Annotated in this window: 19 protein-coding genes; 7 read left to right on the top strand and 12 right to left on the bottom strand. The window is 68.4% G+C overall.

Annotation, left to right across the window (positions count from 1 at the left end; all coding sequences use genetic code 11):
• Window positions 1-3: 3 nt before the first annotated feature.
• Window positions 4-822, top strand: coding sequence for an amidohydrolase family protein (locus AC1RVY_RS05920; protein ID WP_492805749.1), 819 nt, complete (start codon window positions 4-6; stop codon window positions 820-822).
• A gap of 48 nt (window positions 823-870) precedes the next feature.
• Here AC1RVY_RS05920 and AC1RVY_RS05915 read toward each other — a convergent pair whose 3' ends face one another.
• From AC1RVY_RS05915 to AC1RVY_RS05900, 4 genes are all read right to left on the bottom strand, one after another.
• Window positions 871-1563, bottom strand: coding sequence for an ankyrin repeat domain-containing protein (locus AC1RVY_RS05915; protein WP_492805747.1), 693 nt, complete (start codon window positions 1561-1563; stop codon window positions 871-873).
• Window positions 1564-1649: 86 nt separating this feature from the next.
• The gene (locus AC1RVY_RS05910; protein WP_369641308.1) at window positions 1650-2147 is read right to left on the bottom strand and encodes a GlcG/HbpS family heme-binding protein; all 498 of its coding nucleotides are present in this window, start codon (window positions 2145-2147) and stop codon (window positions 1650-1652) included.
• Between the two features lie 185 nt (window positions 2148-2332).
• A complete protein-coding gene (locus AC1RVY_RS05905) occupies window positions 2333-2956 on the bottom strand; it encodes a response regulator transcription factor (RefSeq protein ID WP_218340564.1) in 624 nt (207 codons plus the stop codon).
• Window positions 2953-4542 (bottom strand): ATP-binding protein, encoded by a 1590-nt coding sequence (locus AC1RVY_RS05900; protein WP_492805745.1) that lies wholly within the window; start codon window positions 4540-4542, stop codon window positions 2953-2955. The genes AC1RVY_RS05905 and AC1RVY_RS05900 overlap by 4 nt, the downstream gene beginning before the upstream one ends.
• A 118-nt stretch (window positions 4543-4660) precedes the next feature.
• On the opposite strand from AC1RVY_RS05900, the gene AC1RVY_RS05895 reads away from it, so the two are divergent.
• Together AC1RVY_RS05895 and dtd are read left to right on the top strand one after the other, a co-directional pair.
• Window positions 4661-5611: a cation diffusion facilitator family transporter gene (locus tag AC1RVY_RS05895; RefSeq protein ID WP_492805744.1), complete on the top strand. Its 951-nt coding sequence runs from the start codon at window positions 4661-4663 to the stop codon at window positions 5609-5611.
• Window positions 5608-6063 (top strand): D-aminoacyl-tRNA deacylase, encoded by a 456-nt coding sequence (gene dtd, locus AC1RVY_RS05890; RefSeq protein ID WP_492805743.1) that lies wholly within the window; start codon window positions 5608-5610, stop codon window positions 6061-6063. The genes AC1RVY_RS05895 and dtd overlap by 4 nt, the downstream gene beginning before the upstream one ends.
• Before the next feature lie 38 nt (window positions 6064-6101).
• Here the strand turns inward: dtd and AC1RVY_RS05885 are convergent, their stop codons facing one another.
• From AC1RVY_RS05885 to AC1RVY_RS05855, 7 genes are all read right to left on the bottom strand, one after another.
• Window positions 6102-7319 (bottom strand): MFS transporter, encoded by a 1218-nt coding sequence (locus tag AC1RVY_RS05885; protein ID WP_492805741.1) that lies wholly within the window; start codon window positions 7317-7319, stop codon window positions 6102-6104.
• An 83-nt stretch (window positions 7320-7402) separates the two neighbouring features.
• Window positions 7403-8143: a sulfite exporter TauE/SafE family protein gene (locus AC1RVY_RS05880; RefSeq protein ID WP_369641312.1), complete on the bottom strand. Its 741-nt coding sequence runs from the start codon at window positions 8141-8143 to the stop codon at window positions 7403-7405.
• 93 nt (window positions 8144-8236) lie between these two features.
• The gene (locus AC1RVY_RS05875; RefSeq protein ID WP_492805739.1) at window positions 8237-9637 is read right to left on the bottom strand and encodes a WD40 repeat domain-containing protein; all 1401 of its coding nucleotides are present in this window, start codon (window positions 9635-9637) and stop codon (window positions 8237-8239) included.
• A gap of 22 nt (window positions 9638-9659) precedes the next feature.
• Window positions 9660-11495 (bottom strand): FG-GAP repeat protein, encoded by a 1836-nt coding sequence (locus AC1RVY_RS05870; protein WP_492805737.1) that lies wholly within the window; start codon window positions 11493-11495, stop codon window positions 9660-9662.
• A gap of 207 nt (window positions 11496-11702) precedes the next feature.
• Complete coding sequence (locus tag AC1RVY_RS05865; protein WP_492805736.1) at window positions 11703-13538, bottom strand: WD40 repeat domain-containing protein; 1836 nt, start codon at window positions 13536-13538, stop codon at window positions 11703-11705.
• A 123-nt stretch (window positions 13539-13661) separates the two neighbouring features.
• A complete protein-coding gene (gene ybeY / locus AC1RVY_RS05860; protein WP_492805734.1) occupies window positions 13662-14126 on the bottom strand; it encodes an rRNA maturation RNase YbeY in 465 nt (154 codons plus the stop codon).
• Window positions 14127-14184: 58 nt separating this feature from the next.
• Window positions 14185-15138 (bottom strand): PhoH family protein, encoded by a 954-nt coding sequence (locus AC1RVY_RS05855; protein WP_218293107.1) that lies wholly within the window; start codon window positions 15136-15138, stop codon window positions 14185-14187.
• Between the two features lie 81 nt (window positions 15139-15219).
• On the opposite strand from AC1RVY_RS05855, the gene ruvA reads away from it, so the two are divergent.
• The 4 genes from ruvA to AC1RVY_RS05835 are packed head-to-tail and all read left to right on the top strand — an operon-like array spanning window position 15220 to window position 19422.
• The gene (ruvA, locus tag AC1RVY_RS05850) at window positions 15220-15795 is read left to right on the top strand and encodes a Holliday junction branch migration protein RuvA (RefSeq protein ID WP_492805732.1); all 576 of its coding nucleotides are present in this window, start codon (window positions 15220-15222) and stop codon (window positions 15793-15795) included.
• 26 nt (window positions 15796-15821) lie between these two features.
• Window positions 15822-17363 carry a trypsin-like peptidase domain-containing protein gene (locus AC1RVY_RS05845; protein WP_492805730.1) on the top strand — a complete coding sequence of 514 codons (1542 nt, stop codon included), beginning with the start codon at window positions 15822-15824 and terminating at the stop codon, window positions 17361-17363.
• Between the two features lie 31 nt (window positions 17364-17394).
• Entirely contained in the window at window positions 17395-18456 is a 1062-nt protein-coding gene (ruvB, locus tag AC1RVY_RS05840) for a Holliday junction branch migration DNA helicase RuvB (RefSeq protein ID WP_218293110.1), read from the top strand.
• A 54-nt stretch (window positions 18457-18510) separates the two neighbouring features.
• A complete protein-coding gene (locus tag AC1RVY_RS05835) occupies window positions 18511-19422 on the top strand; it encodes a hypothetical protein (protein ID WP_492805729.1) in 912 nt (303 codons plus the stop codon).
• Here AC1RVY_RS05835 and AC1RVY_RS05830 read toward each other — a convergent pair.
• A complete protein-coding gene (locus AC1RVY_RS05830; RefSeq protein WP_492805728.1) occupies window positions 19364-21217 on the bottom strand; it encodes a lysoplasmalogenase family protein in 1854 nt (617 codons plus the stop codon). The two genes, AC1RVY_RS05835 and AC1RVY_RS05830, sit on opposite strands and share 59 nt — an antisense overlap.
• Window positions 21218-21220 lie beyond the last annotated feature (3 nt).

Raw genomic sequence — 21220 nt, 5'->3', positions numbered from 1 at the left:
CCCATGAGTGCGCTGGCCCCCTCCGCGCCGTTGCGGGATGTCCCGGAGGGATGGGACACGCACGTCCATGTCTTTGATGCCGCCGCCCCGGTCCAGGCCGGGCACTACCAGCCCGCGCACCAGCCCCTCGAACGCATTGAGGCCGAAGCCGCGAGGCTGGGCGTGGGGCACCTCGTGCTGGTGCAGCCCAGCGTGTACGGCACCGACAACCGGCTTGTGCTCGAGGCCCTGGCGCGCGAGCCGGGTCGGCACCGCGCGGTGGTCGTGGTGGATACCGACATTGCCGATGACGCGCTGCAGACCATGCACACGCTGGGCGTGCGCGGCGTGCGTTTCAATCTGGTGTCCCCGGTGGGCAACGGGGCGCAGGCCATGCAGTCGCTGGCGCCCCGCCTGAAGGCGCTGGGCTGGCATGTGCAGTGGTATGCGGCGCCTGCCCAGCTGGCGCAGATCGCCCAGCTGCATGCGCAAACGGGCCTGCCCTGCGTGCTGGACCACCTGGCGGGCATGCATGCGGCCCTGGCGCTGGACGATGCGGCCTGGCAGGCTCTGGCAAGGCTGGCCGGCCTGGGGGCGTGGATCAAGCTGTCAGGCTGGTACCGCCTGCAGGCCGCGGCGCCCTACGCCGAACTGCACGATGCGATCCGCCGCGTGGCCGGGCTGGCGGGGGAGCGGCTGGTGTGGGGTTCGGACTGGCCGCATACCGCATTTGCACCGGACTCCATGCCCGCCTACGCGAGTGTGTGGGAGCCGGTGGTGAATGCCCTGGGCGCGGTACGCGCCGACAGGGTGCGCATGGCGGGCGCAGCGCTGTACCGCTGAAGTGGGGGCAGTGCGCCCGCACGGGTGCATCCCGCATCCGCTGGCTACCTACCTGGCGCCCGATGCTTCCAGCATCCGCACCATCTCGCTGAAGCCCCGCTGGCGGGCCAGCTGCAGTGGCGTGTTGCCCTGCCGGTCGGTCAGCGCATGGCTGGCGCCGGCCTGCAGCAGCGCCTGCAGCGTGGCCTGGTGGCGCGGGCCTCCGTCGCCCAGCACGATGGACTCGATCAGCGCCGTCCAGTGCAGGTTGTTCACATGGTCCAGCGGAGCGCCGGCGGCGATCAGCTGGCGCACCACGCCGTCGTGCCCCAGGTGGGCCGCGGCGATCAGTGCCGTGCCGTCGTACCGGCTCGTCACCTGCCCGGCGCGGGCGCCCAGGGCCAGCAGCAGGCGCAGGGTGTCTTCGTCGTCCGCCACCGCCGCGATGGTCACGGCGTCGTAGCGGTCGTTCTCCAGCGCATTCACATCGGCCCGGGCCTGCACCAGCTGCCGGATCACATCGCGCTGGCGGGCGAACGTGGCCACGTGCAGCGGCGTGCGGCCGTGGGCATCGCGGGCATTCACATCGGCGCGTGCCGCCACGAGCTTTTGCAGCATGCCCACATCGCCGCGCGCGGCGGCGGCGTGCAGGCCCTGGTAGGCCGCCGTTTGCGCCGCGGTGGGCGCCATCTGCGCCTGGGTGGGCTGCGCCAGCAGCAGGGCCGCGGCCAGGGCCAGGGGCATTGCGGTGTGTCGGTTCATGGCGTGTCCGTTCAGCGGTTCGTGGTGCTTTGGCGGGTGTCTGCGCAGCGGGCGAGCGCCCCAGGACGGGGCGCTGCGCTGTGGGCTTACTTCAGCTGGTCCGCCACCTTGGCGATGGCGGCCATGGCGCATTGCTCGTCCAGGTGGCCGCCGGGCGCGCCGCCCACGCCCACGGCGCCGATGACTTCATTGCCCACCTTCAGGGGCACGCCGCCGCCCAGCAGCAGGTAGCCGGGGATCTGGCCCAGGTTGGCGGCGGCGGGGTTCTTCTGCGAGCCTTCCATGATGGCCAGCGTGGTGTTCTTGGCCGATGCCGAGGTGTAGGCCTTCAGGCGGCTGGCTTCCAGGGTGTGGGGGCCGGCGTTGTCGGCACGCTGCACGGCGCGCACGGTGCCGGCGCGGTCCACCACGGTGGCGGTCACGTTGTAGCCGGAGGCCGTGCACGCGGCCACGGTGTGGGCGGCGATCTGGTTGGCCAGGTCCAGCGAGATGTTCTTTTCGGTGCGCACGCCTTCGGCGCTGGCAGCGGCGCAGGCGGCCAGGGACAGGGTGAGGGCGGCGGCTTTGGCAAGGGGGTTCTGCATGGTGTTCTCCGTGGGCGTTCGGTGGTTTCGGGTCCGGTGCCACCCGTTGTGGCGCCGTGGGAGAACTGTAGGAAACGGCGTGGATTCCGGCCATTCGTACGCCTACGCCAGAGCCTCCGTAGAACTACGCAGTGCCCGCCAGGCGGTGGGCGGGATGAAGGCCGCATCCGCAGCCCGCGGGCTGGCTATTGCACCAGGGCTGCGTAGCGCCGGATCAGTTGCGCCAGCGACTCGGCCCCGAGCTTTGCGAACAGGTTGGCGCGGTGGGTTTCCACCGTGCGGGGCGAGAGTGCCAGCACCCGGCCGATTTCCTTGTTGGTCAGGCCCTCGACGATGAGGCCCAGCACCTCGCGCTCGCGGCCCGAGAGCTGGGCGTAGCGCTCGCGGGCCTGCTGGTCGGCCTGGTGGCGTTCGCGCGAACGCACATGCTGGCGCACGGCGTTCTGCAGGGCTTCGATCAGCACCTCGTCATCCACCGGTTTTTCCAGGAACTCCGCCGCGCCTGTCTTGAAGGCGCGGCGGCACATCTCCACCGTGCCGTGGCCGGTGAGCAGGACCACCGGCTGGTCCACGCCCTGCGCCAGCAGCTGCTCCAGCACCGCGAGGCCGCTGATGCCGGGCATGCGCACATCCAGCACGATGGCGCCGATGCTGGCCCGGTCAAACCCGGCCATGAAGGCATGCGGGTCGGCCCAGGTCTGCACGCGCAGCCCGACGGTGCTGATGAGCAGGCCCAGGCTGTCGCGCACGGCGGCGTCGTCGTCCACCAGGTGAATGAGGGGGGAAAGGGACGTGGCGCTGTCGCTCATGGCTGCGGAGAGGGTGGCGCGGCGGCAGGGGTGCCAGGCGCCGCGGGCAGCACCAGCACGAACTCGGCGCCGCGTTGGGCGGCGGCGTTGCCTGGCGCCGCAGGGGCCAGTTCCAGGCTGGCGCCCATGGCCTGGGCAAGGCTTTCGCACAGTGTCAGGCCCAGCCCCAGGCCGCCCGAGCGCGTGGTGTAGAAGGGCTCGAACAGATGCTCGCGGGCCTCGGGCGGCACGCCGGGGCCGTGGTCGCGAACCGACAGGGCGATCCGCGTGCCATCCCGCGCCGACAGCCGCAGCGTGAGCCGGCGTTCGGCGGGGGGAACCTGCTCCATGGCCTGCATGGCGTTCATCAGCAGGTTGTGGATGATCTGCTGCAAGGCCACGGGCTCGGCCAGCACGGGCGCCAGGTCGGGCGCCACCATCACCTCGGCCGCGATGGCGCGCTGCGCCAGCTCGGGCTCCAGCAGGTGCAGCACATCCTGCAGCGCCGTGGCCAGGTGCAGCGGCTGGGCCTGCGCCGACAGGTCGGGTCGCTCCACCAGGCGGCGCAGGCGGCCCACCACCGTGGAGGCACGCCGGGCCTGCTCCACCGCGCGCGCCATGGCCGTCTGGGCCGTCTCCAGATCCGGCGGGTCGTCCGCCAGCAGCCGCTGCGCGGCCTGGGTGCTGGACAGCAGCGCCGTGAGCGGCTGGTTCAGCTCGTGGGCCATGCCCGCGGCCAGCTCGCCCAGGGTGTTCAGGCGGGCGACCTGGCCGAGCCGCAGCAGCTCTTCCGCCCGCTGGCGCGCAATGCGCTGGCGCCACAGCGCCCGGCCCGTCGCCCACAGCGCGGCGGTCAGCACGCACCAGCCCAGCGTGCCCAGCCAGGGAAGCTCGCGCAGGCCCACATGGCGCTGCGCCACCACATCCAGGGGCTGGCTCGGCGCCGCGAGCAGCTTGTGAAAACCATACGACCAGCCCAGGCCCCAGCGGCCCGGTTCCGTGCGGCCCGGCTGCACGACGAAGGCCGTGCCGCCCTGGGCGAGCGTGACGCGCACCGGGCTACTGTCCATGGCCATCGGCCATTCGTCCCGGGGGATGGTCATGCGCAGGTCGATCTGCAGCGCATAGCTTGCGGGGGTGCTGGCCAGCACCAGGTGGTAGCGGCCCGCAGGCAGGTCGGGCAGTGCCATTTCGGCATGGCCTGACTGGCGCGATGCGGCCTCGGCGGCCGCCAGGGCCGGCTGCAGCGCGGTGGGCCATGCGCCCCCCGCAGGCCGCTGCAGCACGGAAAGGATCTGCGGGTAGACCGAAGGCAGGCGCGGCAGCGGGGACGCTGCCGTGGCCTCTTCGGTGGCGCGCGCGGCATCCGGGGTGGCGCCTGGCTCCGGAGGCTGCAGCAGGGCCAGGGTGGCCATCACCGCGTCGTGCTGCACCACGCGCTGGCTCAGGAGCCGGTGCACGATGCGGGCATCGGTCTCGAAGGCCTCCCGCAGTTGCTGCAGGCGCGCGTGAACCAGCCAGCCCGCGCCCGCGCAGGCCACCACGGCCCACAGCAGCAGGCCGGTGAAATGAACCCGCGCGAAACGGCGGCGCCATGCCCTGGTCATGCGCCGATTCTGGCATGGGGCCCTGGCGGTGGCTGCGCGGCGCAGCCTCTCTGGCTCTGGTGTAATCGGCTGCGCTCGCCGGTTTCCGTTTCCCCTGTCGCGTCTGGATGCCTCTCTCATGCCTGCAACTGCCCCCGTGGTCCATCGCTGGTTCTCGCCCCGCAACCTGCTGTGGGCTTCCGTGGCGGTGGCCGTGGTCACCATCCTGCTCAAGACCCTGGCCTGGCTGGTGACGGGGTCGGTCGGGCTGCTGTCGGATGCGATGGAGTCGTTCGTCAACCTGGCCAGCGCGATGTTCGCGCTGGCGATGGTGACCGTGGCGCAGCGCCCGGCCGACGACGACCATCCCTATGGCCACCACAAGGCCGAATACTTCTCGTCGGGTTTCGAGGGCATCCTGATCGTGGGCGTGTCCGTGGGCATCCTGTGGGCGGCAGGCCACCGCCTGGTGGCGCCCCAGCCCCTGGAGCAGGTCGGCTGGGGCCTGGGCCTTTCGGTGCTCAGCTCGGCGCTCAATGGCCTGCTGGCCTGGCTCATGTTCCGTTCGGCGCGCGAGCACCGCTCCATCGCGCTGGAGGCCGATGCCCGCCACCTTGTCACCGATGTGTGGACCTCCGCCGGCGTGCTGGTGGGCATCGCCGGCGCGGCCCTGACCGGCTGGCTGTGGCTGGATGCGCTGGCGGCGATCGTGGTGGCGCTGAACATCCTGAAAGAGGGGCTGGAGCTGGTCTGGCGCTCGTCCCAGGGCCTCATGGATTCGGCGGTGGAACCCGAGGTGCAAGCCACCATCGACGCCACCTTGCAGCAGTTCGTGCAATCGCAGGCGCCCGGCGCCGTGCGGTTCGACCATGTCTCCACCCGCCGCGCGGGCCAGCGCCGGTTTGTGGACATGCACCTGCACATGCCCGCCCACTGGACCCTGCGCCACGCCGCCGAGCTGCGCGGCCAGGTCGAGCGCGCGCTGATGGCCGCCGTGCCCGGCCTGCGCGCCACCATCGAGCTGCTGCCCTCCGACGTGGAAGCGCATTTCGACGACCCCCGTGACGATTTGAAGGATGCCGTGAAGTGATCAGCGTATTGCAACGTGTGCGCGAAGCGCGCGTAGATGTGGACGGGCAGACCGTGGGCGCCATCGGCGCAGGCCTGCTGGTGCTGGTGTGTGCTGAACGCGGTGACACGGAGATGGAGGCCGACAAGCTGCTGGCCAAGATCCTCAAGCTGCGCATTTTTTCGGACGCCGCAGGCAAGATGAACCAGAGCGTGCAGGACACCGGTGGCGGCCTGCTGCTGGTCAGCCAGTTCACCCTGGCGGCAGACACCACCGGCGGCAACCGCCCCAGCTTCACCCAGGCGGCTGCACCCGATGAGGGGCGGCGGCTGTACGACTATGTGGTTGCCCAGGCGCGCAAGGTGCACCCCGAGGTGGCCACGGGCCAGTTTGCCGCCGATATGCAGGTGCATCTCATCAATGACGGCCCGGTGACCATCCCGCTGCGGATACCTCCTAGAGCGGCTTGGTAGTCAAAAAAAGATAGCATTCAGCGCTTGGTGGATAAGCGCTATGGCCTTGTTTTCTTCTTGTTTTCGAGGGAAACCAAGGGCGACACCGGCAGCACCCGGAACCCTGCCGACGCCAGCGCCAGCCAGGTGGCAATGGCCAGCATGACGGCCGTGTAGGCATCCCACCCGTGGCGCTGCGCCCAGGTGGCGACGATGCCCGTGAACCACTGCATCAGCGCCACCCCCAGGAACATTGCCATGGTGTAGGCCGACAGTGCCCGGCCTGTGAGCGTGGGCGGATAGGAGGCCCGCACATCGGCGTACTGCAGCACGCCGTAGCCCGACAGCAGGCCCATCAGCAAAATCAGCACCACGCTGGCCCAAGCGTTCCCGTGCAGGAATGCCAGCACGATGAACAGGCTCGCCATGAGCAGCGAGGCATTGCCGATCCAGCGTCTGCGGCGGGCGATGCCCGGGTCCAGCCGACCGCCCAGACCCGGTGCGAAGAGGGCAATCAGCGAGAGACCCAGCGCAACGTTGCCACTGTCTACCAGCGAGAGGTGGTAGCGGTCCATCAGCAGCGGTGCCAGCCACAGGCCGCGCAATGACAGAAACGCGGCGTAGCCCGACATGCCCAGCAGCAGGATGCCCCAGGTGTGCGGCACCGTGAGCAACTGGCCAAAGCCCAGCAGCGCCTGGCCCCAGGTTTCGCGCTGTGCCGGGGGCTGCACCAGCGGGGTGGGCTCGTGCACGCGCAGCCAGATCAGCAGCCACGACAGCGCGCTGAGCACCGCCAACACGGCATAACCCGTGCGCCAGCCGCCGCCGTGTTGCACCAACCAGGCCAGCGGCGTGCCGGTGAACAGCAGGCCCAGGCCACCCACACCCATCGCCACGCCCGACAGGTAGGCAAACCGCTCTGCCGGAAAATGCCGCGCAATGAACAGCGTGCAGGCCAGAAACGCGGGCGAGCAGCCCACGCCGATCAGCAATTGCCCTGCCATCAGCCAGGGGTAGGCCGGCGCGGTGGCCGAGAGCGCCGACCCCGCAACCGCCAGCGGAAACGCCGTGAGTACCGTGCGCCGCAGGCCGTACAGGTCCAGCCCCACGCCCATCAGCAACTGGGCCACGCCGAAGGAAAGGCCAAACAGCCCCGCAAACGCGCCCAGCGACCCTGGCGAGAGCCCGAAGTCCGCCGTCAGTCCCTGGGCCACCATGGCCGTGGTGGTGCGAAAGGCCTGGCTCAGTGCAAACCCGCTGAGCAGCGCAAGCAGCATGGCCCACAGCGCACGCGGTGATGGCCGGCCGCTGCCCGCGGGCAAGGATGGAGGCGCCGATGAGGACGGCAGGGGATTGCCGCTCACTGCCGCCAGAAGAACAGAGCGGCCATGACCAGCCCGGTAGCCACAATGCCCCAGCGCAGCACGTTGGCAGGCAGCTTGCGCGCTACGCGTGCACCGCCGTACCCGCCAGCGGTGGCGGCCACCATCATCATCAGCGCCTGCGGCCACAGCACCACGCCACCCGCCGCATAGATGAGCACGGCAATGGCTGTGAGCAGGGCCGACACCCAGTTCTTGAGGCCGTTCATGGCGTTCAGGTTCGTCTGCCCGAGCAGGCCGAACAGCGCCAGCAGAAGGATGCCCAGCCCGCCGTTGAAGTAGCCGCCATAGGCGGCCACCGCCAGCACGCCCACCGTGGCCTTGGCGGTGGAGGGTTTGCCGCCCGCCAGCATCCGGCGCAGCTGAGGCCCGAATGCAAACAGCGCCGTGGCCGCCAGCAGCAGCCAGGGCACCACGCGGCGGAAGGTGGCGTCGGGCGTGACCAGCAGCAGCGCCGCACCCGCCGCGCCGCCGATGAGCGACAACACCACTAGCAGCCGCATGGAGAGCCCCGGCGGTGGGGCGGTGTCCTCCCGAAACCCCCACGCCCCAGCCATGTAGCCGGGCAGCAGCGCGACCGTGCCCGTGGCATTGGCCACCACGGGCGGCACGCCGGTGAAGACCAGGGCGGGAAGGGTCAGGAAGCTGCCGCCTCCGGCGACGGCGTTGAGGGCGCCGGCGACGAAGGCGGCGGTGAGCAGCAGGGCGGTTTCGAACATGGGTCACTCCAGTGTTCGATCCTACGGGCTGCGGTGTGGCCGATTGGGCCACCGGAAGGCGCAGGTGTTTTGCGCACAGGGCCAATCAGTCAATCAATACAGATACACAGCCCCGTAGCTGGCATAGGGCTTGTACGCACTGGTCGCGCTGGCGGCGCTGCTGTTGTCCGACGGGTCACCCTGAATGTCGGCGGCCTGGCTGTCTTCGCCGGCGGCGCCCATGGCCAGCGTCTGGCCGTCGAACGACAGTGCCAGGGTGGCGCTGACCCAGAAGTCCGTTTGTTTTGCGACTTCCAGCTGGGCCCGTTGGGACCATGCCCTATTGCTGCGGACGAATACGAAAGCGGTGGGGTACACGCCCGTTTCTCCGAGGCGGAATGGCTCAAACAAAGCGTTGACGGCCAGGGTGTTGCCGTCGGCCGCAATGGCCGTGCTGGTGCCGAAGAAGCCGATGCGATACTCCGTTCCGGCAGGTGGTGGCATCTTGCTGCCTTCGAGATGGGCTTGCTGGTTCCCGCCCCCACGGTCTCCCGTGAACACGTGCACATCCTTCCAGCCGCCCACGGCCATCGTCCGTCCATCCCCTGCCAAAGCAACGCTGGCTCCAAAATGGCCTTCCGCGCTGGTGCCGGCCTTGATGTAGGCCTGCTGGCTCCAGACACCGCCGCGGCGCTGAAACACATACACCGCCCCCGCGCCCGGAGCGTCGAAGTTGTTCTGGTCGCCATGGAGGCCGCGCGCATTGCTCGCTTCTCCCGGGGCGCCCACAGCCAATGTACTGCCATCGGCCGACAGGGAGAGGCTGGCACCGAACAGCGCCCAGCCGAGGCTCGGCGGATAGCCCGTTTCGAGGGGGGCGACGCGGGGATTGCTGGCCTTGACGTAGGCCTGCTGGCTCCAGCCGCTGGCCGAGCGGGCGAATACGTAGACCGCGCCTGCGCCTTCCACCGAATTGTCGGACTGGTCGCCGTTGATGCCGGCCGCGTTGCTGGATTCTCCGGGGGCTCCCACCGCGAGGATGCTGCCATCGGCCGAGAGCGCAACGCTTGCGCCGTATCCGTCGTGGTCGCCGCTGTTGCTGGCCTTGAAATAGCCAATGGCCTTGGTCAGGTCGGGCACCCATGCTGCCGTCAAGGCGCCGCAGCCGCTCGCGTCGCACGCGCGCAGGCGGTAGCTGGCGTTCACGCGTTCATGCAGCATCTGTGGAGCCAGGCTGTGGATATACGAGGTGCCGCAGAGTGCGCTGCCAATATGCATTTCGGGCATCGGCCCCGCCGCGCCATCGGGGGCCTCGAACAGTTCGTAGCGTGTGGCGTTGGCGCTGGCGTTCCAGCTGAAGTGATAGGCCTTGACGCCGTAGCCCACGGTGAAGCCCGCAGGGGCAGCAGGGCCGGAGGTTTCGGCGCTGCCGGAGCCATCGCCGCAGGCGGCCAAAGTCAGCACCAGGAGCGCTGCCAGCAACAAGGGGCGCTGGCGCCGGGGAGGCCAGAGCATCGCTGGCTTCCTTTCCGGGCGGTCAGTACAGGTAGAGTGCGCCGTCGAACTGGTTGTCCGCACCGATGGCCAGCGTGTGCCCGTCGGCCGACAAGGCCAGGGTCCGGCCGAAGGCCAGCGACATCCTGGTGCCCACAGGCTTCACGTAGGCGCGCTGGCTCCAGGTGACGCCATCGCGGCGGTAGACATACGCGGCGCCTGCCTGCCAGGCGGTGTTGTCGGCCTGGTTGCCATTGATGCCGGTGGCGTTGCTGGCCTCCTGGGGGGCTCCCACGGCCAGCGTGCCGCCGTCAAACGACAGCGCCAGCGCATTGCCGAACACATCCCCGGCGTCGGTGTTGCTGGCCTTGATATAGGCCTGCTGGTCCCAGCCACCGCTGCCACGCGTGTACACATAGGTCGCCCCGGCGCCTGGTGCGGGGTTGTCGCCCTGCGCCCCCTGGATGCCCGTGGCCTTGCTGGCTTCGCCCAGCGCGCCCACGGCCAGCGTGGCCCCGTCCCCCGAAAGGGCGAGGCGATGGCCGAAGAAGTCGTTGGCGTTGGTGTTGCTGGCCTTGACATAGGCCAGCTGGCTCCAGAGGCTGTTGCTGCTGCGGGTGAAGAGGTACACGGCCCCCGCCTTGTTCGCGGACCGGTCGGACTGGTTGCCATTGACACCCATTGCCGCGCTGCGCTCGCCCGGTGCTCCCACTGCCAGCGTGTTTCCGTCGGCCGAGAGGGCCAGGCTGGTGCCGAATTGCTGTGCGTTGGCGATGACAGGGGTGAACAAGGGCGGGGACGTCACGTATTCAGGCGTCGGCTCGGTGTTGCTGGCCTTGACATACGCCTGTTGGTTCCAGGTGCTTCCAAAACGGCTGAACACGTAAACGGCACCGGCGGTTGGCATCGTGGAATTGGTCTGATCTCCCTGGATGCCGGTGGCGTTGCTCGACTCGCCGACCGCGCCCACGGCCAGGGTGTTGCCGTCGGCCGCCAGCGCAACACTCGAGCCAAACGACTGGGCCACGCCGGTATTGCTCGGTTTCACATAGGCCTGCTGAGTCCATTGGCTGCTGCTGCGGGTGAAGACATACGCTGCTCCCGGGCTGCCCGGTTTGGAGGTGTCCGTCTGGTCGCCATTGATGCCCGTGGCGCCACCACGTTCCCAGACGGATCCCACGGCCAGCGTATTCCCGTCGGCCGAGAGCGCCACGCTGTAGCCAAATGCCATGCCGAGCGCGGTATTGCTGGCCTTGACGTAGGCCTGCTGGCTCCAGCCGCCACCGCTGCCGCGCACGAACACCACCACGGCACCGGAACCGGAGGCGGCGGAGTTCGTGGGGTCCCCATCGATGCCGGTGGCGCCGCTGTCATCACCCGGCGCCCCCACCGCCAGGGTGCTGCCGTCGGCGGAGAGGGCCACGCTGGCACCCCATTGGGCCGACAGGCCGGTGTGGCGGGGCTGGATCTGGCCAATGGCCTTCGTCAGGTCGGGCACCAGTGCGGCTGTGAAGGCACCGCAGCCGCTGGTATTGCAGGCGCGCAGGCGGTAGCTGGCATTCACCCGCTCGTGCAGCAGCTGCGATGCCAGGCTGTGGGCATAGGTGCTGCTGCTGAGCGCGCCGCCGATCTGCGCTTCGGGCAGGGGGCCGGCTGCACCGTCTGGGTCCTCGAACAGTTCGTACCGTGTGGCGGTGGCGCTGGCGCTCCAGCTGAAGTTGTAGGCCTTGGCGTCATAGTCCACGGTGAAGCCCGCAGGGGCCCCCGGACCGGAGGGCATGGGACCGGAAGAGTCGGAGCCGCCGCCGCAGGCCGTCAGTGCCAGCGCCAGCGGTGCTGCCAGCACCCAGGCGCCGAGCCGGCGGGTGGACCAGGGCATGGGGCTTGGCATGTGGTGCTTGTTTCCCGGGCAGGGCGCGGCAGGGCGTTTCTGCCGCGGAGTGGAAATTGACGTCATGTCGTATTGCCTCGCTGCTGTGAATCGGTCGTCTGCAAGGGAAGGGGTGGTCCTGGCATGCCGCAGGCACTTCGTGGTGTTGCCCGGTGGCGCCCCCATCGCGGTTCGGCGTTGGAAGCGCCCGCGCCTTCAATACAGGTACACCGCTCCTCCGGCTCCCGATTGAACGGTGTTGGGGTCTGTTGCGCTGGTGGCTTCCGAGCGGGAAGCCGCTGCAAGCGTATTGCCATCGGCCGATAACGCCATGGCCCTGCCGAAGTCGATGTAGCTGGCCGTGTTGCTGGGCTTGAGGTACGCGCGCTGGCTCCAGGCACTGCCGTTTTGCGTGAAGACATAGGCAGCGCCCGCAAGCCTGGCCGAGTTGTCTGTCGGGTCGCCCTGGATGCCGACCGCCTTGCTCATTTCCGCAGGGGCGCCCACGGCCAGCGTGCGTCCGTCCGCCGACATCGCGAGCGTGCGGCCAAAGCCCTCCAGCTTTTCGGAGACGGTGGCTTGCAGGAGCGCCTGCTGGCTCCATTGGCCGGCCTGCCGGCTGAAGGTGTACACGGTTCCCGGAGCCGCGGCCTCCGGTGCGGGAACCGGGCGCGGCGTGACGGCGTCGGTATATCCGGGAGCGCCCACCGCCAACGTGTTTCCGTCGGTGGACAGTGCGAGCGCGGTGCCGAAAGCCGTGGATTCGATGACCGGGGGTTTCAACGCTGCTTGCTGAGTCCAGGTGGCACCATTGCGGGTCAGGACATAGGCCGCCCCCATGCTGCTCACATACCGCCCACTCGGGTGGAGGGCATCTGGAACCAGGAAGCCTTTTCTGTGGGGGACGCCGACGGCCAGCGTCTGCCCATCTCCCGAGACGGCCAATTGGGAGCCAAAACGGTCATCATCTTCGGCTTCGCTGGAAGTGACCCGGCTATGGACGGTCCACGTGTCGTTGTTGCGCGCGTAGACATGGACCGCCCCCCCAAAGTTGACCTGACTGGGTGTATGGAGACCGTTGGTTTCGCCGGGCGACCCCACGGCCAAAGTCTTGCCATCTGCGGAGATTGCCAGGGCCGACCCAAAATAGGTACTGGGTTGCAAGACCTCCAGCACGGATTTGATATAGGCCTGTTGTGCCCAGGTGTCCGCTGTGCGCGTGAACACATATACGGCCCCCGCACCAAATACGGATGTGTCGGCCTGATTGCCATTGACCCCCGACGCGTTGCTGGATTCGGCCGGCGCGCCTGCGACCAGCGTGTTGCCATCCGCCGACAGGGCCACGGTGGCTCCAAAACCACCGCCGTGGTTGCTGGCCTTGACATAGGCTTGCTGGTTCCACCGGTCATTGGCTCTGGCGTACACGTAGATCGCACCGCTGCCTATGGATTCGACGGACGGTGATTGATCGCCATTGATGCCATGCGACGCGCTGCTGTCCCCGGGCGCACCGATTGCCAGGGTGGAACCATCCGCCGACAGCGCCACACCGTCGCCGAAGCCATGGTTTCCGAGGTGACCGGGCAGTCGGGGGGCGGGCGCGCTGGCCCGGAAGTACCCGATGGCCCGGGTCAGATCCGGTACCAAGGCATTGGTGAGTGCGCCGCATCCGCTGGCGTCGCAGGCGCGCAGCCGGTAGCTGGCATTCACGCGCTCGTGCAGCAGCTGCGCGGCCAGGCTGTGGGCGCGGCTGGTACTGGTGATTGCACTGCCCACCGGCGCCTCAGGCAGCGGGCCAGCGCCATCAGGGTCCTCGAAGAGTTCGTAGTGCGTGGCGCCTGCGCTGGCGGCCCAATTGAAAAGATAACCCTTGGCGTCGTAACCGACCGAGAAGCCCGAAGGGGGGGCTGCCTTGTCCAGGGATGCGCTGCCGCCACCCCCGCCTCCCCCACAGGCGCTGATCGCCAAAACAACAAGAACGCCCGTCGCGGTGAATTGAATGGTTCGCAACAGCGCGCGCTGTGCTCCCTCGCCTGGCAAGTGCATCATTCTTGGTTCCCTGAAAGTAGAAAACTTTTATACCATCTGGTAAAGAAATCAGAAGATACTTTTTGTTTCCGATGTGCTCGGTTCAGGGCGTGAGAAGCGGGCCGGGCACCACCGCGGGCGCGCCTAGGGGCTGGCCGCGTACGGGTCTTCAAACCCCAGTTCGCGCAGGATGTCCGTCTCATACGCTTCCATCTCCTGCGCATCTTCTTCGCTGGTCTCGTGGTCCCACCCCTGCGCATGCAGCGTGCCGTGCACCAGCATGTGGGCGTAGTGCTCTTCCAGGCTCTTGTTCTGCTCTTTGGCCTCGCGCTCGATCACGGGGGCGCACAGCACCAGGTCGGCAGTCACCACGGGTTCCTGCGTGTAGTCGAAGGTGAGCACGTTGGTGGCGTAGTCCTTCTTGCGGTACGCGTGGTTGAGCTGGCGGCCCTCGTCCTCACCCACGATGCGCACGGTGATCTCGGCGTTGATGGCCAGCGCGTGGCGGATCCAGCGCGTGACCTTGTGGCGCGGCAGCACGGCGCGGTGTGCCGCCGCGCCGTCAAATGCACCGAATTGCAGCGACAGGGAGAGGTGGTTCAAGGGCATTGGGGCCTCAGGCGCTTGATTGGAAAGCGCGGATAGCTATAAAAACAGGAGTAAATGCTCAGCGGCGCGCAGCGGGCGCCGCACGGCGTGGCGCGTCGTATGCATCCACGATGCGCGCAACCAGCGGGTGGCGCACCACGTCGGCGGAGGTGAAGCGGGTGACGGAAATGCCCTTCACCCGCTTGAGCACGCGCTCGGCGTCGATCAGGCCGCTCATCGCGCCCTTGGGCAGGTCGATCTGGCTCACGTCGCCCGTCACCACGGCCTTGGCTCCAAAGCCGATGCGGGTGAGGAACATCTTCATCTGCTCGGGCGTGGTGTTCTGTGCCTCGTCCAGGATCACGAAGGCATTGTTCAGCGTGCGGCCCCGCATGAAGGCCAGCGGCGCGATTTCGAGTGCGTTGCGCTCGAAGGCCTTTTGCACCTTGTCGTAGCCCATCAGTTCGTACAGCGCGTCGTACAGCGGGCGCAGGTAGGGGTCCACCTTCTGCGCCAGGTCGCCGGGCAGGAAGCCCAGGCGTTCGCCGGCCTCGACCGCCGGGCGGGTGAGCACGATGCGCTGCACGGCGCTGCGCTCCAGCGCATCCACGGCGCAGGCCACGGCCAGGTAGGTCTTGCCGGTGCCCGCGGGGCCGATGCCGAAGGTGATGTCGTGGCTGGCGATGTTTTCAAGGTACAGGTTCTGCGTGGGCGTACGGCCGCGCAGGTCGGCCCGGCGGGTGTTGAGCACGATGGCGCCCTCGGGCGCCTCCACCAGAGCGGTATCACCCGCCAGCATGAGCTGCAGGTAGTCCTCGGTGATGGGGCGTTCCGCCATTTCGTACAGGGCCTGCAGCAGTTCCATGGCCTGCGTCGCCCTGGCCTTGGGGCCATCGACCTTGAACTGCTCATGGCGGTGCGCAATGCTCACCTGCAGGGCCACTTCGATGGTGCGCAGGTGCGCGTCGGCCGGCCCGCACAGGTGCGTGAGCCGGGTGTTGTTGTGGGGGGTGAAGGTGTGGCGCAGGATCACGCGGATAATTCCAGTCAGGCAACGGAAAAACAGCAAGAACGACGGCGCAGGGTGTCATGCCAGCGGCGTCAAAGGACATCAATGATAGGCAAATTGACCGGCACCCTGCTGGAGAAGAATCCCCCCGAGGTGCTGCTGGACTGCCACGGCGTGGGCTATGAGGTGAATGTGCCCATGAGCACGTTCTACAACCTGCCCGCCGTGGGCGAGCGGGTGAGCCTGCTCACCCAGTTCATTGTGCGCGAGGACGCGCAGCTGCTGTATGGCTTCGCCACGGCGCCGGAGCGCCAGGCATTTCGCGAGTTGATCAAGATTTCGGGCGTGGGGCCGCGCACCGCGCTGTCCATCCTGTCCGGCATGGGTGTGGCCGACCTGGCGCAGGCCATCACGCTGCAGGAAGCGGGCCGCCTGGTCAAGGTGCCGGGCATCGGCAAGAAGACGGCCGAGCGGCTGCTGCTGGAGCTCAAGGGCAAGCTGGGGGCCGACATGGGGGCCGTGCACGGTGGCGCCACCAGCGACGCGCAGGCGGATATCCTCCAGGCATTGCTGGCGTTAGGGTACAACGACAAGGAAGCCGCGGCGGCGCTCAAGGCGCTGCCGTCGGACGTAGGGGTAAGTGACGGGATCAAGCTGGCGCTGAAGGCGCTGGCCAAGTAACGGGTTCAACCGGAGGGATAACCGAGATGACGTATCGCGCTTCGTTCAAATTTGCCGGACTGCTGGTCGCGCTGGCCATGGCGGCTTGTGGTGGCGGCGGCGGGGGGGATTCACCTGCAGCGCCCCCGGTGCCGACCACCCCGGCCGGCCCGGAACAGCCTACCACCCCCACCGTTCCCGTCACGCCAACGCCGGTGAGCACCGACCGTATCGAGCCGCTCGACACGGGGCTTCCCAAATCCGCCAGCAGCGCCGGAGCCAAGGTGGCAGTGCGTAGCGGCACCGCCGTGCAGGCGACGTCCATCCGCCTCGGCCCGCTGGAAGGCGACACCCAGGCCCTCGTGAAGAAGGCCATGCAACCCGCGGGGCTCACCAAGGGTGATCCCCAGCAGATTGGTGTGGCCCGCCCGGTGGCAGCCACCGCCAAGGCGCGCGACCTGATGGGCCAGCTCAATTGGCAGCCGGTAGGTGCGGGCCTGCAGCGGGCCGCCATCAGTTTCACAGCAGAGGGCGCCCTCGGCGTCCGGCTGGGGCTGGTGGTGCGCCAACTGCCCGCTGGCACGGTGCTGCGTTTTTACGCCCAGGCCGGCGGCGATTCGTTGCAGGTTTCGGGTGCCGAAGTGCTGCGCAGCATCCAGCGCAACCTGGATGCCGGCGACACCGGCGATGCGGCACGCACCTATTGGAGTCCGGATTTTGGCGGGGCCGAGACCACGCTGGAGCTGGAGGTTCCCGTGGCCGCGCGGCTGGAGCAGGAACTGGACATCGCGGTGCCCATGCTCTCGCACTTCTTCGTGTCGCCCGACCAGGCCACGGCCGCAAGCTTTGCCAAGGTGGGTGAATCCGGCACCTGCAACATCGACGTATCTTGCAAGCCCGAACTCAGCGCCGAAAGCCGATCGGTGGCGCGCATGGTGTTTGTCGTCGAGGGCGGCAGTTTCCTGTGCACGGGCACCTTGCTCAACGACGCCCCGTCGAGCAAGAAGCCGCACTTCCTGTCGGCGCACCACTGCATTTCCACCCAGACGGTCGCATCGTCCCTCACCACCGACTGGTTCTACCGCTCGTCGGCCTGCAACAACGCTATCGCAAATCCCGGTACGCAAAAGGTCAGGGGCGGCGCAGAGCTGCTGTTTGCCGACTCGCAGACTGACACGTCCTTCATGCGCCTGAACAGCGCGCCGCCGCAGGGCGTTGTGTATGCGGGTTCGTACGTCGGGTCCGTGAACACCTCCGCCGCCGTGGTAGGCATCCACCATCCCCGTGGCGACCTGCAAAAGACGAGCGCTGGCTCGGTGGCCCAGTTCAGCTATTGCAGCGGCGAACGGTGCTTCCCCGAAACGCAGCAGGACGGAAAGTTCTACGCGGTGGGATGGACGGAGGGCACGACAGAGGGCGGCAGCAGCGGCTCCGGCCTGTTCTTCACCATCGGCTCCAGGCGGTACCTGGTCGGCCAGCTCTACGGCGGATCGTCCAGTTGCGCGGCGCCCACGGGCCTTGACCACTACGGGCGCTTCGACCTGCCTTTCAAGCTGGCTCTCAAGACCTGGTTGATGCCCGGTTCCTGATGCCGGAGACGGCGAGAGCGCACACAAAAAGATGACCATCCAGACCGACGATTTCGCCCCTGCGCCCTCCAAACGCGTGATCTCCGCCGCGCCCGCATCGCCTCAGGAAGAAGCCATTGAACGCGCCCTGCGCCCCAAGCTCCTGCAGGAGTATGTGGGCCAGGCCAAGGCGCGCGAGCAGCTCGAGATCTTCATCGGCGCGGCGAAGAAGCGCGGCGAGGCGCTTGACCATGTCCTGCTGTTTGGCCCGCCGGGGCTGGGCAAGACCACGCTCAGCCACATCATCGCGGCCGAACTGGGCGTGAACCTGCGCCAGACCAGCGGCCCCGTGCTTGAAAAGCCCAAGGACCTGGCGGCGCTGCTCACCAACCTGGAGAAGAACGACGTTCTCTTCATCGACGAGATCCACCGCCTCTCGCCCGTGGTCGAGGAAATCCTCTACCCCGCGCTCGAGGACTACCAGATCGACATCATGATCGGCGAAGGGCCCGCGGCGCGCAGCATCAAGCTCGACCTGCAGCCCTTCACCCTGGTGGGCGCCACCACGCGCGCGGGCATGTTGACCAACCCGCTGCGCGACCGCTTCGGCATCGTGGCGCGGCTGGAGTTCTACACATCCGAAGAGCTGGCGCGCATCGTCAAGCGCAGCGCTGGCTTGCTCAACGCGCCCATGGACGACGAAGGCGGTTTCGAGATCGCCCGCCGCTCGCGCGGCACGCCGCGCATCGCCAACCGGCTGCTGCGCCGCGTGCGCGACTATGCCGAGGTCAAGGGTGACGGCCGCATCACCAAAGGCATTGCCGACAAGGCGCTGGCCATGCTGGACGTGGACCCGCAGGGCTTTGACGTGATGGACCGCAAGCTGCTCGAAGCCGTGATCCACCGCTTTGACGGCGGTCCCGTGGGCCTGGACAACATCGCCGCCAGCATTGGCGAAGAGGCCGGCACCATCGAGGACGTGATCGAGCCCTATCTCATCCAGCAAGGTTTTTTGCAGCGTACGCCGCGCGGGCGCATCGCCACGCTGGCGGCATTCCGGCACCTGGGGGTGGCGCCGCCCAGCGCCGGGGCTCCGGGGTTGTTTGGCGCCTGAGAAGCCTCTTACCGACCTTCACGTCCGCCGCCGCCCAGGCCGCGCAGCACCGCCATGGCAACACCGCGCAAGCATCCCAAGAAGAGCGACCGACGCCGCCAGCTGCGCGCCGAGGCCCGGACGCGCGCTGCGCGGGGCTGGGCGGGGTCGGACGGACCCGTGACCGTGCCCGAGCAACAGTTCCTGCGGTCCTGCGCCGTGGCCTTGCTGGCGGGCACGGTCGCATTGCATGCGCTGGGCGCGCTCATCTATGGTCAGCTGTCCATCTTTGTGCTGGAAGGCTTTGCCGACCTGCGCGGCCGCGTCGCCGTGTGCGCGGCGGTGGCCGAGGCCGCACTGGTGGCAGGCCTGGCACTGCACCTGATCGACGGCCACAAGCGGGGCAGGACGACCGCCGCGTGGTCGCACCGCCTGCTGGTGTGGCGTGCCAGCGCCTACATCCTGTTCGCCGTGCTGGTGCCGGTGACCTTTGTGCTGTGGATGGTGGACAGGCCGCGCTTCTCCATGGACCTGCCTGCGCAGCGCTGGCCGGGGCTGGCCGCGCAATCGGAATGGCTGTTGGCGCCCTTGCCCTGGGCTTGGCATTGGCTGCTGCCGGTGGCCAGCGACCGCCTGCAGGCCTGGCTGGTGGCCGGTGCGGTGCTGGCCGGTTGCCTGGGGGTGTGGTGCACGGCAGGCTCCACCAAGCGGTGGCGCACCGGGTACGCCTTCTATGGCCTGGCGCTGGTGCTGACCGGCTTCTGGGCCCTGGGAGGCGCCGTGTACCACTACACCGCTGGGCGGGGCTTGATTGCCGTGCAGGAAGCGGCCATGGCCGCCCTGCTGCAGGCGCGGCCTGGCTGGTACAACGCCGACACCCTGCTGTGGTTGCTGAGCGCCGGCTCGTTCACCCTCGCCGGTGTGCTGTTCATTGCGGGTGCGGCGTACATTCCGGCCGCAGCGCTGGCCCGCACGTGGTCGCATTAGCCACGACAGGAACAGAAGCAACAACGACCGGCGGGCTGTCAGGCGCCGTGGCCTCGAGCGCAGGCACCAGCAACGCCTTCAGCACCCCCGCCACGATGCACGCCTGCGCCACGTAGTAGGTGCCCAGCACCCACACCTGCGACCACGGCAGGGGCTGCACGAAGCGGTGGGTGGCCAGCAGGGAATCGCTGAGCATGAAGAACACCGCCCCCACCGCCACCAGCACCGACGCTCCATCGCGCAGCACGCTGGCCCGCCCGATGGCCTGCGCGGCCATCAGTGCAATCACCAGCACATAGGCTGCCACCGGCCCCCGCAGCGCGGCGGGCAACCCGCCCATCCACAGAAAGGCATACATCGCCACGCCGACACCGAGCGTGCCCGCCAGCGCGCCGCGGTGCGGAAACCACCGCTGGCCGTTCTTGAACAGCGCCACATAGAACAGATGGGCCACCAGGAAGCTCACCAGTCCGGGGATGAAAAAGCCCTCGAACATCAGAAACACATCGCCCGCCAGCGACCCCGCCAGCGCGGCACCCAGCAGTGCCAGGGTTTTTGATCCAAATCTGCCCCTGTCGCTTGACTGGTAAGCGCTGGCAGCTACCAAGACAATAGCAATCACCACGGTCAGCGGCTTGAACACCCAGTGCCACTGCACGAACCCCAGCGCGCTGGTGGCCGTGGCGAGCGCGCCGCTTTGCAGCACCAGGGCCATCAGCATGCCGATGCGCCCCTGCATCACCGCGCCCAGCGCCCACTGCGCGACCAACAGCGTGGCGAACCAGACGGCGTTCCTGGCCAGCGGCGCGCTGTCGGCCTGCCACAGAAAGGCCGCCACCCCCGTGAGCAGCAGCGCGAACTGCACCAGCGCGAACCACTGCATCGCGCGTGCCATCGGCGGGTGGTACAGCTGCATCTGCGCCATGCTGAAGGGGGGCTTGGGAAAACGCTCTGCCACATCGGCGGGCCGCCAGCCCGGGGGCTTGAACCACACCCGGAGCTTGTCGGCCCAACTGCGCGCATGCCAGCTGTCATGCGCCAGGCCCGCGTACACCTGGGCATTGGCCCACAGCGGGTCCCAGCTGTTGAGCAGGCCGCGCGTGCCGTACACGCAGCGGTCCTGGTCGTCTTCGTCCTTGAAGGTGCCGAACAGGCGGTCCCACACGATGAGGATGCCGCCGTAGTTCTTGTCGAGATAGGCGTCGTTCACCGCATGGTGCACGCGGTGGTTGCTGGGGCTGCAGAACCAGCGGTCGAACCAGCCCAGGCGCCCCACCTGCTCGGTGTGCACCCAGAACTGGTAGAGCAGGTCGATGAGCGCCACCACCGCAAACACCAGCGGCGGCACGCCCGCCAGCGCCATGGGCACATAGAAGATCCAGCCCAGCAGCGCGCCCGAGCTGGTCTGGCGCAGCGCGGTGGACAGGTTGTAGTCCTGGCTCTGGTGGTGCACGGCATGCGCCGCCCACAGCACCGCCGACTCGTGCCCCATGCGGTGCAGCCAGTAGTAGCACAGGTCGTAGAACACCAGCGCCAGCAGCCAGCCGGGCAGGCTGGTCCAGAACGCGTCGTTGCGCCACAGGGCCACGTGCTCGAACAGGGCGGTGTAGATGCCGATGCGCAAGAGCCGCGTGAACACGGCGCTCGTCTGGCTGAGCATCCCCAGGCTGATGCTGCTGACCGCGTCGGCCAGCCGGTAGGTATTGCGCCGGCGCCGGTAGCCCACCACCAGCTCGATGACGATCAGCAGGAAGAAGACGGGGGTGGCGAGAACGATGATCTGGCTGGGGCTCACTGG

Source organism: Acidovorax sp. GW821-FHT11A03, assembly GCF_058809075.1.
Note: the sequence above shows the minus strand (reverse complement) of the source record. Positions and strands in the feature narration are given on the sequence as shown.

Bases quoted from the DNA above. Each gene is read 5' to 3' on its own strand.
- AC1RVY_RS05920 (WP_492805749.1), top strand. From the start codon at position 4: ATGAGTGCGCTGGCCCCCTCCGCGCCGTTGCGGGATGTCCCGGAGGGA.
- AC1RVY_RS05915 (WP_492805747.1), bottom strand. From the start codon at position 1,563: ATGAACCGACACACCGCAATGCCCCTGGCCCTGGCCGCGGCCCTGCTG.
- AC1RVY_RS05910 (WP_369641308.1), bottom strand. From the start codon at position 2,147: ATGCAGAACCCCCTTGCCAAAGCCGCCGCCCTCACCCTGTCCCTGGCC.
- AC1RVY_RS05905 (WP_218340564.1), bottom strand. From the start codon at position 2,956: ATGAGCGACAGCGCCACGTCCCTTTCCCCCCTCATTCACCTGGTGGAC.
- AC1RVY_RS05900 (WP_492805745.1), bottom strand. From the start codon at position 4,542: ATGACCAGGGCATGGCGCCGCCGTTTCGCGCGGGTTCATTTCACCGGC.
- AC1RVY_RS05895 (WP_492805744.1), top strand. From the start codon at position 4,661: ATGCCTGCAACTGCCCCCGTGGTCCATCGCTGGTTCTCGCCCCGCAAC.
- AC1RVY_RS05885 (WP_492805741.1), bottom strand. From the start codon at position 7,319: ATGCTGCTTGCGCTGCTCAGCGGGTTTGCACTGAGCCAGGCCTTTCGC.
- AC1RVY_RS05880 (WP_369641312.1), bottom strand. From the start codon at position 8,143: ATGTTCGAAACCGCCCTGCTGCTCACCGCCGCCTTCGTCGCCGGCGCC.
- AC1RVY_RS05875 (WP_492805739.1), bottom strand. From the start codon at position 9,637: ATGCTCTGGCCTCCCCGGCGCCAGCGCCCCTTGTTGCTGGCAGCGCTC.
- AC1RVY_RS05870 (WP_492805737.1), bottom strand. From the start codon at position 11,495: ATGCCCTGGTCCACCCGCCGGCTCGGCGCCTGGGTGCTGGCAGCACCG.
- AC1RVY_RS05865 (WP_492805736.1), bottom strand. From the start codon at position 13,538: ATGATGCACTTGCCAGGCGAGGGAGCACAGCGCGCGCTGTTGCGAACC.
- ybeY (WP_492805734.1), bottom strand. From the start codon at position 14,126: ATGCCCTTGAACCACCTCTCCCTGTCGCTGCAATTCGGTGCATTTGAC.
- ruvA (WP_492805732.1), top strand. From the start codon at position 15,220: ATGATAGGCAAATTGACCGGCACCCTGCTGGAGAAGAATCCCCCCGAG.
- AC1RVY_RS05845 (WP_492805730.1), top strand. From the start codon at position 15,822: ATGACGTATCGCGCTTCGTTCAAATTTGCCGGACTGCTGGTCGCGCTG.
- ruvB (WP_218293110.1), top strand. From the start codon at position 17,395: ATGACCATCCAGACCGACGATTTCGCCCCTGCGCCCTCCAAACGCGTG.
- AC1RVY_RS05835 (WP_492805729.1), top strand. From the start codon at position 18,511: ATGGCAACACCGCGCAAGCATCCCAAGAAGAGCGACCGACGCCGCCAG.